At 58.4% G+C, this 14,947-nt stretch carries 7 protein-coding genes; 2 read left to right on the forward strand and 5 right to left on the reverse strand.

Annotated features, from left to right (window positions below):
- Positions 1-98: 98 nt before the first annotated feature.
- Positions 99-1,056 (reverse strand): IS630 family transposase gene (locus OCW50_RS08010; protein WP_262297077.1). Its coding sequence is split into 2 segments (ribosomal slippage): positions 99-674 and positions 676-1,056, totalling 957 coding nucleotides; the frame shifts between segments, so codons are not numbered across the junction.
- Between the two features lie 554 nt (positions 1,057-1,610).
- Positions 1,611-6,563, reverse strand: a complete 4,953-nt coding sequence (locus tag OCW50_RS08015) for a PDDEXK-like endonuclease domain-containing protein (protein ID WP_262297078.1) — start codon at positions 6,561-6,563, stop codon at positions 1,611-1,613.
- Positions 6,564-7,440: 877 nt separating this feature from the next.
- On the opposite strand from OCW50_RS08015, the gene repC reads away from it, so the two are divergent.
- Together repC and OCW50_RS33340 are read left to right on the forward strand one after the other, a co-directional pair.
- Positions 7,441-8,586 carry a plasmid replication protein RepC gene (gene repC, locus OCW50_RS08020; protein ID WP_262297079.1) on the forward strand — a complete coding sequence of 382 codons (1,146 nt, stop codon included), beginning with the start codon at positions 7,441-7,443 and terminating at the stop codon, positions 8,584-8,586.
- 468 nt (positions 8,587-9,054) lie between these two features.
- A complete protein-coding gene (locus tag OCW50_RS33340; protein ID WP_373371350.1) occupies positions 9,055-9,402 on the forward strand; it encodes an HNH endonuclease in 348 nt (115 codons plus the stop codon).
- Between the two features lie 339 nt (positions 9,403-9,741).
- Here the strand turns inward: OCW50_RS33340 and OCW50_RS33345 are convergent, their stop codons facing one another.
- From OCW50_RS33345 to OCW50_RS08030, 3 genes are read right to left on the reverse strand one after another with little or no spacing between them, the layout of a single operon-like run.
- The gene (locus OCW50_RS33345) at positions 9,742-11,598 is read right to left on the reverse strand and encodes a TniQ family protein (protein ID WP_373371332.1); all 1,857 of its coding nucleotides are present in this window, start codon (positions 11,596-11,598) and stop codon (positions 9,742-9,744) included.
- A complete protein-coding gene (locus OCW50_RS08025; protein WP_262297080.1) occupies positions 11,595-12,758 on the reverse strand; it encodes a TniB family NTP-binding protein in 1,164 nt (387 codons plus the stop codon). The genes OCW50_RS33345 and OCW50_RS08025 overlap by 4 nt, the downstream gene beginning before the upstream one ends.
- Entirely contained in the window at positions 12,755-14,944 is a 2,190-nt protein-coding gene (locus OCW50_RS08030) for a TnsB C-terminal domain-containing protein (protein WP_262297081.1), read from the reverse strand. Before OCW50_RS08030 ends, OCW50_RS08025 begins: the two co-directional genes overlap by 4 nt.
- Positions 14,945-14,947 lie beyond the last annotated feature (3 nt).

Genomic DNA, 14,947 nt, shown 5'->3' on the forward strand with positions numbered 1-14,947 from the left:
ATCATAGCAGATACGATTCTAACCGAATCGGGTTCGAGGCTGCAGTCCTGATCTCCAGAGCCGCAAACTGTGCGAATAGAACCTAGAGCATCGGACGGTTAAACGGACGCATATCCGGCGGCCTTGAGGTAGTTCCAGCATTCTCGCGGCTCAAACAAATCACAGATGTCCCCGAGCGCCCGCCAGAGTGCGTCGAACGTTCGGGCTTCAGCCTTGCGCAGGTGTGCCTTGATCTTGGAAAAGGCTTGCTCGATCGGGTTCAAATCGGGCGAATAAGCGGGCAGGAACAAGAACCAGGCGCCTCTTTGCTTCAGACACTGCGCCGCCTTGTCGCTCTTGTGAGCGGCCAGATTGTCGAGGATCACCACGTCGCCCTGGTGCAGGGTCGGGGCGAGTTGTGTCTCGATGTAAGCCTCGAACGCCAATCGAGTAATCGGACCATCGATGATCCACGGGGCGCTCAACTCGCTGCACCGCAGCCCGGCCAGAAAGGTATGGGTCTGCCAGTGGCCAAAGGGAGCGCTCATGCGCAGCCGCTGGCCTTTGCCCGAGCGCCCGCGCAGGCGGGCCATCTTGGTGTTGACGTAAGTTTCGTCAAGAAAGATCAAGCGGTGAGGCTCTTGGCACATGCGCGGCTGACGCTGAGCGTGCCAGACCCGGCGCTCCTCACGCACATCGGCGCGCGCGCATTCCGCTGCCATCAGGGCTTTTTTTATAGCTGAAGCCGTGCCGGCACAGAAAGCGCGAGAGCATCGCGGGAGCCGCCACGATCCCGTGCTCGTCCAGCAGCCTTGCGGCGAGCTCGGGCATGGTGATGGCCGGCCTCGCCTCGACCGTCTGGATCAGGAAAGCCCCATAGGGCACCAGCTTGCCGCCACCCGGTGGACGGCCTTGCCGGGCTGGCGCCGGCGAGCCGGTGCTCCGCGTTCGCCGCACGAGCTTGGTGGCGAAACTCTCACTGACGTCAAAGTGCTGGGCTGCCGCCCCGCAGGAATGGCCCGCCTCCACGAAAGCTGCGACCCGCACTCGGAGATCAAGAGAATAGCAGTGACCCATGATCCACCTCCCGTTCAACCAAGTGAATCACAGGTTACATCAGCCCAAAAGCCCCGGAGTCCAATTTCCAGTCCGATGCTCTAGAGTGCGAGGGCAGGGTTATCGACCCATATTGCCGTTGTGGGCTTGAGTAAGCGCTACAGCATCGGACTAAAAGGCGGATCCACAACGCCCCACCTCTCTCCACTAGGCAGAGAGAATCGGGAGGGTCCGACAAATCGTCCGATGCTCTAAAAAGTCACCAGGATGCTCAAAGCCGATGGCACAAGAGCATTCTGATATCAAAAACTACGTAGCTCGCTAAGAGCGTGTAGGCTTGGGTTGAAGTCGATAATAGCTTTAGGTCTCAGCTCGTGAATAAGCACTGCCGTTGTAATATCCCAGGCCTGTACACGCATGTGGGCCAGTTCCCGCAAACTGCCCGCATAGCGGAGTGGTGGCAGATCAACGACTATGGCCCGCCCCTTCATCACAAACATCTGCAGCGGCTCAGCAGAAGTCCTTACGTGCAGCTATATCAGTGTCTGTTCATCCGGCAATAACTGACATCCAGTCTAGTAAGCCGTTACTGGCTTCTCAGTTCTTACGATGAGAACACGCCTGACTCGACCACTCGCCTCGAACTCGGCCTCATCCTCCTCAGTCAGACCGATTAATTCTCTTCCGAGCGGGGAGTGTTCAGCAAGGAAGCCGTTCGGTAGATCGTCGTGGGTAGAGCTCAGGGTGAATGTCGCTGTCTTGTTGTCATCGAGATACCTGATAACGACTCGGTCGCCGACACGGATTCCGTTTGAAGAAGTCGCTAGCTTTTCTGCTTCTTTGAGCTCTGCCGCGATGCGTTCGTGAACCTGTGCTCTGGATTGCTGGTCGACCCTGTCTGCCCCATACCCATCACATTCGGTGCCTGCCGCCGGCGCTGTGATGTGGGTTGTGAACCCCCCACCGCTGACAGTGCCGTCGCTTGGCTCAATTCCATGCCGTTCCAGGGTCGCAAACAGATCGTCCATGCAGCCATCGGGATCGAGCGTGAAACTTGAGGCCCAGCAGCGCCAGAAGCGCCAACCAACCCGCTCCAGAATGCGCTGACGGCGCATGTCATCCGCCCAGCGCTCCGGACCATGGTACTGATCCCCATCACACTCGATGGCTAGGCGCCGTCCGTTTGCTCCCTCGACGACGAGATCGATGCGGTACCCCATAGCTCCCACTTGGGGAGTGACTCGATAGCCGCGTTCCAGCAGACGCCGCAGCACCTCCCGCTCGAAGTTCGACTCACACATTGCCTCAAGGTCACCCGTGGGCGTAGCAGCACCGGCCATCGGGTCACGGAAATGGCGGATCACCCGCGCCTTCAGATCTTCGGGCTTGAGTTCTTCCTCTCGGACTGAGCGGACGAGCACGAGACGATCGCGGGCACGGGATAGCGCCACGTTGAACCGCTGCTCGAACTGGGCTGCCGTCTGAGCCTGCTTGCTGTTGGGATCAGCAATCATGGACAGTAAGACGATATCGCGCTCGTTGCCCTGGAAAGTGGCGCTGTCACCGCAGGCGATGCGGTGGCGCATCATCACATCCTCCCCAAGCTCATCGAGAAGCATGCGGTTGATGAGGGCGGCCTGCTTTGCACCAATCAGCGACACCACGCCGATCGTGCGCCAGCGGTCCTGTGCCTCAATGCGGGCAAGGCTGGGATCGTCAACAATCTTGCGGATCTCACTGACGATGACTTCCGCCTCCCGTGGGTTCTGCTTATCCCCCTTGCGGCGCCCGTCCGGCACGTAGATGTCGACGAGCGGCGGATCGAGCCGTTCATGCGCCGTTGGCACCCGCAACGGCACCAGCGGCTCAGGGTAGAACTGCATCGAGAACCGAATAATCGGCTCGACGCACCGGAAGTGCTCCTTGAGCATGACCAGCTTGTCCGGGAACATGACCTTGGCGAGGTCGTAGAGCGAGGCTCCCGGCAGCAGCAGCGTCTTGAACGGCTGCCCTTTGAGGAAGCCGTGCTCCAAGCGGTCGATCTTCGCATTCTCGATGAAGGCAGCCGTCGGGCTCACCTGCTTGTCGTCACCGACCACGAGGATCTTCTTGCCGCGAAGGAGTGCCGGAACCTCACGGATGTCGGACTGGGAGGCCTCGTCCATGATGACGAGGTCGAACGAGCCAACCTCGCCAGGCAACTGCTCCGCAACGCGCCATGTCGGCATGATCCAGCACGGAATGGCATTATAGCACTGGGCCATGGCGCTGCGGGCGTCGCGGCGGTGCCGGACGGCTCCCTTGCCGGTGCCTTTGCCGGTCTTGCGCAGGGCTGTGGCGAACATCATCAGGGCAGACCGTACCGGCCCGGACATGGACCGACCAAGCTCATAGAAGGTTCGCTCGCGCACCACCCGCTCGAAGGTCTTTCTGATTTCAGCATCAAGGCGGACCCGTTCCTCGGCCAGGCTACGCAGCCGGTTCCGGTCGTCGATCCGCGCCAGATAAGCCGAGGCTGCGGCCCAGTCCCATGCCTCACGCCAGTCGACGGGGATCAAGGCATCCGTATCGCCTTCGACTGGTTCTGTGGCCAGACGACGGCTCCAGAGAGGAGCCCCCGCTTCGCGGATCCGACCTGTCACGGTACGGACAAGCGCCAGATGGTTCTTGTGCTGGTTCAGATCATCGATCTGGCGCCGCAAGGCCCCCCAGAGGCGGGCAATGGTCTCCGTCTCGATATTGGATCGGCCAATTGCCTCGCCTAGGAGGTCGCGGGCCAGTTTTCCGATCTTGCCTGATGCATCCGAGAAGAGCCCTTCGAGCCGGGACACTTCAACGCGCGCGGCGGCGAGCTGTGCAGAGGCCACCGCATTTCGAAGTGCCTCCTCGGCATGTTCCATCCGAGCAGGATCGCGCCAGAGATCCCGAGGCGAGCTCGCCCCAGGTACGACTTGGCCGAAGACCTCCTCGAGCGTGCGCATGGCGCCAGCTCCCTCCACGAGAATGGTATTCAGGAGGCCAACGAGTTGTTCGATCTCTCGCGCCGATCCTGCAGACGGAGCGCCGATCTCCTCGGCCAGCGCCCGCCACCGGACGCTCAGTGAAGTAACTTGCTCCCGCCAGATGAGGTATTGGCGAATGTGATCCCAGTCCTCACGAGCAGCCGGCACGCGCCCTTGCACCTTGATGGCCTGTACGACCGGTCGGAGGGCCTTCTCGCGAAAGGCAAAGAAGCCAAAGACCTCCTCGCCGCTGGCGAGGCGGCCAATCAACGTGGTTGCCTCAGCGGCTGCTGGCTCGAAGGTATCAGGCAGTTCCACCGGCTGGGCCAGGTAGCGCTTGCGCTCCTCGACAATCGGCTTTGCGTCTTCCACGAACCGCAGGAGCAGATCGAGCGCGCCGGCTCCTCGCTCACCAGCAATCGCATGTTGAGCCACCGGCTCAAGCCATGGATTCGCCTTGGCGAACGTCTGAACACGCTGGAGGGTCTCAAGGGCGTCGGCTCCTCGCAGCGCCTGCCCGATGGCACCAACTGAGCCGATGCGGATCGTCAGCAAGCCATCCCGTGCGGCCGCCTCCGCGAAGCGCTCAGACCGGACGAGGTCCTCATGCAGCCGGGCAATGACCTCCCCGTCGGGCAGATCCTCAACCGACGGGAGCACCGCATCCAGGTGCTCGAGTCGGGAACCAAGGGTCACACGGGCCGCTCGAAGGGCGGAGATCTCGTCGTCTGACAGACCAGCATCCTGCGCAGGCTGCTCCGGACGATCCTCGAACCACCTGTATTGCTCTGCCGAGGAGACAATCCGTTTTGCAAGCTCCGCCGGCCGCTCACCAGCCGCGGTCAGGGCGAGTTGCAACAGAGCGAACCTCTCGATCTCCCTGTCGACCTCCTCAAGTCGGGTCCGGAGCCCGACCACGGAGGCTTCCAGGTCACGGATCAGACGCGATTGCTCGCTGGGCTTGATGCTCTCGACCACCGACTGCAGGAGGCGAACGGCCGTCTCGAGCTGCTTAAATCCTTCTCGCTCCGTCGCCGTGATGCTGATCGCGAGATCCCGGACGCCTTCGGGTAGCTGGTTTCGCAGGACCGCAAGGGCGGGCTCACCATGCGACACGACCAGCACCCGCCGGCCCGTGGCCATGTAATGGCAGATGATGTTGGAGATCGTGTGTGTCTTGCCGGTACCGGGCGGGCCCTGGACGACGATGCCATCGGTGCCTTCCAGACGGCGGACGATCTCGATCTGGTCATCATTGAAGGGCTTGGGGAAGAAGAGGTCCATCGCCTCAGGTTGAGGTGCCGCCTCGGCTGTCCCGCCGACGGTCTCGCCGACGCGATTGCCTAGCGGAGTCCAGATATTATCTGGCTGCGCGGTGGATGGCCCCATCACGAGGGTCTGGGCCGGGCCCGGCAACGAGCCATCTTCGGCTGCCTTCTCGACCGACTTCTTCAGGTTCTCGAGGTCGGCCAGGATGAAGCTGTCGGATCGTCTCCGGGCAAACAGAACCCAGCGGTCCGAGACGGTCAGGTGCTCGCCGGCCGACGGCACCGGCTGGTCAGGTGCCAATGCCTGGCGATCGGGCAGATAGGCGCCTTCGGCATCCAGACGGGCCTGACAGGCTCGAAGGATAGGCTCGAATCCCTCGTGCCGATAAGGTGAGACACCCTCATCCGCATCGACGGCTGCGATCGCCCGACGAGACGCGTCCAAGGCCAGGGAAGCCCCTTCGACACCGAGTTCTTCAAACGGGCGCATGTTGACGCTGGCTGTCGCGGCGCGGGGGCGAACTTTGATCTCACCGCCGGCAAGATCATCGATCTCGATTTCCACGAGACGCTCAACCAGAGGCAGGTCGACCTCATTGCCATCCCTCAGCCAGCGGGAGAGGCCCATACCCCAAACAAGTTCGAAGGATTTGTCGCCTCCTCCGAGTTCGGCGAGTTGGGTGACCTCAAACAGTCTCTGATACAACGCCAGCGATCGGCGGACCGGACGTTCCGTCATCGACCAGGGCAACCATTGTTCGGTGATCCACGTCTCGGCGGCGGCTTTGACGTCGGGGCGATCCTCCAGGCGCAGGCGCACATCCCAGCGGGGAATGGTCTCGTCCTTTTTGATGGCTTCCGCCACATCCTCCGGTCGCACGGCTCCAGAGGCCAGAAGGTCATCCCGTTCGGTCTCCGTTACCGTCCGAAGCAGGTAATCCCGGAGTTTCGGCTCGCGCTCGGGATCAGGGGAGATCTCCAGCCAGTCCGCGGCTTGTTCTGGCGGTATGGGAGGATCACTGCGCCGGAGCCGCTCCACGGCCAGCCACACCGGGCCATCCTCGTCCACCAGGTCGTGACGAATCCCAGGTATGGCATGCAGTTCATGCTGATGCAGCACAAAGGACTGCCCGGTTGGAAGGCGGTGCTCGGAGAGGCGCAGGGCTGGCCGCTCATCCAGCCGAACCACTTGCTCGACGTATCCCAGGAGATTGTGAAGGCGCTCAGCGGCAGGTGCGACGGTATCAGGTGCAGACATCATGTTCTTTGGTTTGCTTCGTCCCTAGCCCCTCGAACGAAGCTTTGTTGCTAAGAGACTCATCTGAGCGTCCGGCATCGGTCAAGCCTAAAGTGTTGGTCCCTTAGCGTCACAGTGACCTCGGCGAGACGATAGGACGGACAGAGCTCCTCGCCCGCACTCCCGAGCAGTGACTGTCAGCCTGACGCTTGATAGTCCCGATCGGCGTCCATCGACACTGACAGTATTCAAGATGATAAATTATGATTTCGAGGCTGTGCGTCACTGCCGCAGTGACAATGATCTTAGCGCATCCAGCAGCCACAGAGTCAAAAGCGATTCTCGCAGAGTCAAGGCAGAACTTTTATCTTTCTATCGACTCGCCGCTTCCGGCCTCAAGAATCCTGCGGATTCAGTTTTCCAATGCGAACTGCGTTAACAATCGCTCAATCATTTCAGATTGACTCCACACGCAACATCGAATCAGCCATTTCTTGAAAGGTTGCGAGAAGAGCGGGTGCGCAGGCGCCAGTTCTTTGCGCCACAAAAGCAGCGCTCCCACAGGCCTATCGCCCGATAGGTCGGTGGGAGCCTGACGTGTTGGCGCTCACGAACGTCGATGGCGGGACCAACGTCCTCACTGGAGGCTCCGTCCGCCTAGGCAGTCTACCCCCGAAACTCCCGCAGCCCTCTTCGAACAGGAGAAGCAACCCGTGAACTAAGGCCAGGCAAAGCAAAAGGCCCACGAAGCTGGAAACTTCGAGGGCCTTTGGAGTCCCACCGAGGGGTGGGCGTATGGAAACTTAAGCACCTTCCTTATGCCATCCCGACAAGCTGACTGTCAAGAACATCGGTTCCGGTGAACGCTCCCGCTTTGCCCTCACATTGGAGGGACGCGATGCAGATCGCATCGTCAGGAGGCCGGCGGCTGAGACATGCTGCTCTGGCCGCGAGAAGACTTGTGCTCAAGACCGAGCAAGTTGTGACACGCAAGGAACTCTCGGCTGCCGCTCGGGACGCCGAAAAGGCGCTTAGGCTCAGCGCCACCCAGCGCATAGTACTGGGTCAGCTGGTGGCATGCTGGGGGGAGCAGAAGGCAGACCGGCTTCTGGTGTGGCCGTCCAATGCCCGCTTGGTGGCGACCACTGGCCTATCCGAGCGGGCGATCCGCAACGCTATTCGCACCATGATTGAACTGCGGCTCGTGATCCCAAAGGATTCGCCGAATGGCAAGCGCTATGCCATCCGCGATGAAGCTGGTGCGGTTATTGACGCATTCGGCTTCGACCTGACGCCAGTCCATGCCAGGCGCAAAGAATGGGCGGAGATCGTTGCAGAGCAAAAGCGGCTTAAGGAGTTTCTCAAGCGGAAGTTCGACGAGATCACAATTTGCCGGCGTGCATCCGAAGAAGCCTTGAGTGCCCTTGCCCAGCACTACCCTGGCGTTGATCGGTCGGATCTGGAGCACCGCCTGGTGACTCTGAAGGCCAGAACTCCAAAGAGGTCTGGAACATCCCTCCCTGACGGCTTGGTCGAAGAGTGGAGAGTGGCAAGGCACCTTGCTGAAGAAGCTTTCTACGAGGCAGGCTGTGACGGCACAAAATGCCGGCACATTGAAGCAGAGAACGGGTTTCCTAGTAAAACTTGTGACAATGCTCCTCACGCGCCTGCCCATGACGTAAGCGTTTCATCGAGCTCTTCGCAGATCGCACCAGGATTGGTCGCCGAAGCTTGTCCCGTGGTCTCCTACTATGGGCGTCCAATCAGAGACGCTGCCGATGTTGTTTCGGCTGGCCGCTACCTGCGAGCTTCGTTAGGAGCCCATCTCAGTACCTGGGATGAGGCTGTCGGGACCATTGGTGATTTCAAAGCGGCGATCGCGGTCATCTACGTTCTGCAACTCTACGACGATGATGTTGCGAGCGGGCGATACCGCATCCGTAATGCCGGCGGATACTACCGGTCGGTTGTGCGGATGATCGGGAGAGGAGAAATCGATCTTCAGGTGGTCCTCTTGGCGATGCGAAAACGAAAGCTCGTGTAACGTAACCCATCTTATCTCTGCTCCGAGAAATGCTGACCCGCATTTGCGATGAGGCGCGTGGCGTGTTTCACTGAGGGATAAGGCGCTGTTGATGCGAGGCAGGGTGTTAGCATGGTGGATCCGATCAGGCTAAAATGAGAGGAAGTGGATATGAAATCCTTCTGGACGCTCGAGTAACGCGACAAGCGCGACAGCATGACAATCTACCGCTGCCCGTATTGTGCTGTCGACACAGGTGGCTTCCGGTCTCTCTGGGCCCACATCGTCAAGCGGCACAAGCTTCCGTACGATTTTGATCTCGTGCTGGCCGAGGCTGGGGATCGTTTCATTGTCAAGCGACTACCAAAGCGATCGAAGGAGGCAAGGACGTCCGCCCAGTCCTTGGCGCTGATGCAGTCCAAGGAAGCACCGGCACAGGCCCCTTCTCCGCCAAAGAAGCCGACCGGGGTCAACCGCGCGTTCTACGTGATGCATCGTGGCGACGCTTTAAGGGCTCAAAAGCACACCTGCTTCTACTGTTATTGCCCGCTCCAAGTCGGCGTGGCGACAGCCGATCATCGGATCGCGCAGGCGAAGGGCGGAAAGCACAGCCGAGACAACCTGGCGGCCGCGTGCGTAGACTGCAATGGCTTGAAAGGCGCCCTGAGTGAGGTCGAATTCAAGCGGTTAATCAAGGTTCCGCAGGCGGGCGCCTCTCTGCCGCTCTTACGCGCTTGGTCCCGGCGGAGGACTTGGCTTGCCACCCATCGAGCCACTAGGCGGCTGTCGCGCCTATTTGGACTACACTATGACGGCCCGTCGATCGGACGGAACTAAGTGCGACGGAGCATAGAGTAGGCTTCAAAGCACTGGTGAATTCTCTCATGGTCTTGCTTATCAAAGCGATCAGAATATTTGGCGGCACAACTTGAGCGCCATCTTCTGTACAAGCGCGGCAGCATCGGTGGGGACGCCGACAGTCATTCATCGAAAGAAGGAGCAAGCCTTCGAAAGCTGCGGTGGTTCGTCCTCCAATGTCCAACTGCACCATTCGTAGTGATCTGAACAGCCACAATAGTCAGCAAAGGGTTAGGGGCCGAGATTCCTGATTCTTTCTGAACGTCTGCTCACGTGAGGATTGCTGCCCTTCGGCTACCCCCTAGACCTTGATACTTGCTACTGGTGCTCGTTTCTTAAGCGAGTTACGCCATCCTCCGCTAACCTTCGGTCGAAGAACAGTTGGCGGCATTCAGGTGGACCAATAACCGGCTTAATACCAGCTGCTAAGAGCTTAGGTGCGAGGTGCCGAGGTGACGTTCCAAGGGCCCTCGCCACTTCGACACCGCTCATGTGCTTTGTGCGAAACCGACGCAGTCCTACCGGATCTATACCTCGTCGCGTCCCGTCGGCGAGAACCGGAAGATATCGCCGAGCGACTAAGAAGCGTGCGACTTCATGGTGAATACCGAGCTCCCGAGCAGCTGCCTCCACAGTCAGAGACGTTTCCCTGTCTGTGGCTCGACGTAGATCGGCTGGATAGATCAGAACTCCACTAACCCCAACTGATCCGTCCAAAACGCCAATTGGCGAGATTCTGCCGTCAAGGATGAGACCCAGGGCAACCTCAACGCGGATGCCGACCGAACGGCAGGCGGAAGGCAACGTAGCTGCCCGAGCGGGAATAGAGCAGCGTTGCGGTCCCCCCTGCCGCACACGTGCGACGAAATCGCGAGCCTCATTCAAGGGGAACCGTCCCGCGTCGATCTCATTGGGACCTCCTGCCTTAGCCTTTACCAGCCCGGCGCCTACGATCCTCCTCGTCTGAGTCTTTCCAAGACCTAACAGGCAACGAAGCCCACCCATACCGATAGTGCGCTCGTAAGCCGCCTTGATTTCCGAGACCCGACTGACGCTAAGAGGCGCCGCGACACCCCGCCGAGCCCCCCTCGGCAATAGCCCGGCCCGGTCAAGCGTATGCCTCATTCTCTTATAGCTAATGCCCATAGCTCGCGCCGCGTGGGTGATGTTAATTACGTCGGAGACCCCTTGCTGCCCAAGCAAGCTCTCGCCCTTTGCAACAACCCCGTTTGCAATCGCATGCTGGTGCAAGACTGCCTTGATCTGTGTCCCAAACGTATCGTCAGGGAGAGTTGAAACCCAGTGCTCATAGATCCAGCCGTATGTACCAATCATCCCCCTAGGGGCCTCGCGTGCTCGGGCCTCCGCCACCAACCTGTCGAGAGCCGCCAAGAATGGCGTCTCCCAAGCTAATGCAACCCGCATCCCTTCCATACGAGCGGCTTTGGCTTCCGTCTTCGTCACGACAGGCTTAGGGCCACTCCAAGGCTTCAGAATTGCAAGCCCGAGACGTTCAATACCGCAAATCGCATCCTTTAGGGGAATGTGGTCCAGCAATGGCACTGGTGGGTGGTGAGTTCCTGTCAACCGAGCAACAAGGTACAGGTCATCGGGGCAGTCGCACCTGGTCTCATGATCTTGAGACGAGGCAAGTGAACGTCCACAGGCACAAAGATGAATCGGCTGGCCGCGCCACGCGACCGAACCTCCGCATTCTGAGCAGTTCTCCTCGAGCGGCCCACCGTGTAATGGGCAGTTACCGATCACTTTTACATCCCACCAAAACCGATGAAAGGTGGCCGTATCTATGCGATGTCCAAAATCGACTGCCCATCTCAGATCCTCGTGCAGGCACCTGGGACACCAGCGCCGTCCCCGAGGTGACCAATCACTGAGCCGAACAACCTCGTTTCCGAGTCGCACAGTTCGCGCGGCAGCATCAATTTGCGGCGATACCAGATACAAGGGTTCCGCAGGTAGCCCTGCAATAAAGGCGAGGGTATCCAGATCATGGCCGAGGGCAACACGGTCGAAGGATAGGCTGCGATCGGCCGCAAAACTCCCGATGTCAGCCTCCTCATGCCGCGCTGCAAGTCGAGCGAGGAGGCCATGGCCTGGCTCACCAGCTCTGTAGGGCACGCGCAGCGGAAGTCTGGAGACTACGCACCTCTTCATGCAAAGACCTTAGGCTCTCCCCGGGTACCCTTGAATCGGGTCTCACGCGAGTTTCGGCGTTTAGCTGCTTTGACCATCTCGTCACGTTTGTCCTTCATCACCATCCAGAGTACCTTTAGTTCGGCATTGGTAGCGAGGAAGGGATTGCCTGCAGTTCGTTTCTTTTGCGATTTCTTCGCTCTCGGCTTTGCGTCAAAATCGTCCAAGAGTTCATCATTGTCCTCGTCTTGATCTTCAAAAGCCGCATACACCTCAGCAAGCAGTTCCAGGTCTAATACTTCTTTGCCCTCGTCTATCGCACGCTCAAGTGCCTCGCTTAGATACTTCGACACGAGTCCGATGTGCCCACCAGTTGCGCAGTAAATTCGCTTAGCGACCTCATGGTCAGCGAGATTGGAAGACATCGGCAGCGCTGCCTGCTCCTCGAACTGTGTGAGTACTGCTAAGAACTCGGCGCGCCCTTCAAGAGTAGACCAGTTGTAAGGCCGCAGCTGAACGGGCGCCTGGAGACGGCGCTTGAGTTGTTTGTACTCTCTCAGCTTTAGCAAGCTTGGCAATCCGGAGAGAACAATTTGAACCCGACATCGATTCAGAAGCGATTTGATGAACTCAGAAATGTCCTCTTCAGCGTCCTGCTTCTTACCTTCAACGATGTGATGGGCCTCATCAATCAGCAAAACTTGAACCTGCAACTCTCTGCAGTAGTAACTGATCTTCCGGATAATTTCACTGGTGTCCCAATCGTCTTTGACCTTATAGCTCAGTTCGCCCATTATAGCTGCGACGAATTGGCGACGACCTGGTTGCTGTGGCACCTCGACCATTACAACTGGTCGAATGTCACCATCCTCGGATTCAGCCTCTGCCAACGTCTTCGGCTTATTGTGCTCAAAATAACTTTCAAGCACCGTCGACTTCCCTGATCCCGACTCGCCGACGAGTAGTAGCGCACGAGCTTTCAACTGCGGCTGTCCCGGCGGTCGATAGCGACTCTGCAGCTTGCGGATAGTCCCTTCTGCGTTCTCAAGGGCTTTGTGAGGGATGATACTGTTCTCGAAGGCTACAATGCGGTCCATTGTAGCGTCCGATCCCGCCTCCTGTTCCGTTGACGCGTCTGGGATACTCTCCTTGTTATGCATCACGATAGCGAGGTCCATCATCCAGTTCTCCGTGATTTCATATACGCAAGGCGCTCGGCCAGGAGTGCCTGCATGTCGTCCTCTGTCGCTACATCCGGTGGAGACGCTACTTTCTCAGGCGGGGGCTCTTGGCGAATTTCGGGAAGTTCAGTGGCATCTTGTGTTACAGGCGGCTCATCGTCATTGCTGGCAGCAATTCCAGTCTCACCAGCAACGGGGGTGAAGTATTGTCCGTTGGGAACTCTATACCGACCTACCCGCGTAGCAGTGGTCCCTGCGTTCTCATCCGCGAGAATGGCCTCACTTTCCTCCTTTGCCTTGCGACGCATCGCAAGGAGATCATCTTCATCGATCCTCCGGCCGCCGATTGCCTTTTTCGCCGCCTTGATGTGAACCCCTGACTGATGAATGGTGACCCCGACTGCAAGCTCAGGCCGATCGCATGGGATGTCGATCCAGCGCTTATCCACATGATCTAAGAGAGACACTTCCCCAATGTTGTATGGATCTGCTCGAATCTCATAGCGAGGATTACCGCCACGACGACGGAGATCCGTGAGGTCCTCGTGCCAGTAATACAAACCGAACAACCGAACTCCGTTCTTGGTGATCGGCCGCAGGAATGTAGCTCCAGTCAGGCGACGGATATGCTCGAAATCGGGTACACCACGAACCCCTTCGGGATCAGTCTTCTGATACCATGCCTCCAGTGGCGTGTTCATACTGCCTGGAAGTCCTTTAAGACCCTCATGAGACGTCACGTGGTAGTCGTCAACAATCCATTTGGTGAGCTTCGAACGGAGCTCGTTGAGTGAGATCCGCGCCTTCCCAACTGAATCGTAGTCTTTACGTTTCTGCGTATTCGAGAATGTCTTGCCGTCTTCGTGATTCAGCACCTGTGCATTCATCGTTCCGAAGAAGCGCTCTACCTTTCCCTTCAGCCAGGGTGAGCGGCCTGGCAACTGGATCACAGAAAAGCCCAGTGCTTCCTCGGTCCGCTTGAGACTACGAGAGAGAAATTCGCGTCCATTGTCAGTAAACACTCGCTTGGGTATGCCTTCGCAGGGCCAGTCGTGCTTTAGATCCAGTCCTGTGAGGTCCTTCGGCCAAAAGGCATGTGCTAGACACCGTTGCAGTGATGCGTAGCTTGGAACTTCGAAGGACAAATGGACGCCAAGGATCATGCGCGTCGCTCTATCCAGAGCAACCGTAAGCCACGGGCGGCCAATTGGTCGTCCTGACCGCTCGTCAACGACAATCAGGTCAATCAAGCAATGGTCGATTTCTATTTCATCCAAGGCGTAATCCGGCGAGCGAATACGGCGGAACACGTCGTGCTTTAGCATCGCCTTCCTAAAGCCAATGAGTCCCACATCCTCCTCGAACTTGGTATATTTCCTAACTTTGTATTTGCGGAATCCTGCATAGCTTACATACAAATTGTGGGCCTTGAGCTCCTTTTCTAGTTGTCTGTGGGCAAACCTTAGCGAGTTCTGCTTTTTGTTCTTTTTATCTGGATCGAAGTAAAAGTTGTGAATGTAGAAATCCATTCGCTCATAGATATTAATCTCCCCTCCTTTAAGCCGAGGCGTCCGGTCGCCACGCTTTGAATAGAGCGGGATCAGGATCCTGCGATCCCTGTCGACCTTGACCCACAACGTGTACCAAGTCTCAAGCGTACTTGGGCGAGGCTTCTCGATCTCGGGGCTCCGCGTTTTCTCAGCCCTGATTTCCTCGGGAACTTGGCGACGTTTTTTGTGATCTGCCTCTCGGATCAGCTCGATGTCTCGTGCTTCTTGCTCCCAGCGGGCCTTGTTCTCCGGATACACCTCGTTGCAGGCTCGTTCGTAACAGTCATCGAACGACAGCTTCGTGTCGCGCAACTCGTCGACCCGTCGGCAGTATGCGAGCTTGATGTCTGCAACAAGTTGGTGTTCTGGCTTGTGAGCGTCCCATGCCTTTCGCAGTAACTCTGCGTGTTCAGGGGATAACCCGTATCGGTTCCCAGGATGGTGCTCGAGATGGCGCTTGCACCGAAGGACGCGAATATTGTCATCATCAAAGGTTTTCGTGTCCCCGCCCGTAACGGGTACAAGCCGCCATGCCTTCCCATCGCGCTCGATGACGCGCCAAAGCACTCCAATTCCCTCTTCGTCCTTAATCAGGACATGCTCGCCCTTGTGCCAGTTGAGACGGGTAGCGGTCACCTT

The organism is Microvirga sesbaniae, assembly GCF_025460805.1.
Classification (GTDB): domain Bacteria; phylum Pseudomonadota; class Alphaproteobacteria; order Rhizobiales; family Beijerinckiaceae; genus Microvirga; species Microvirga sesbaniae.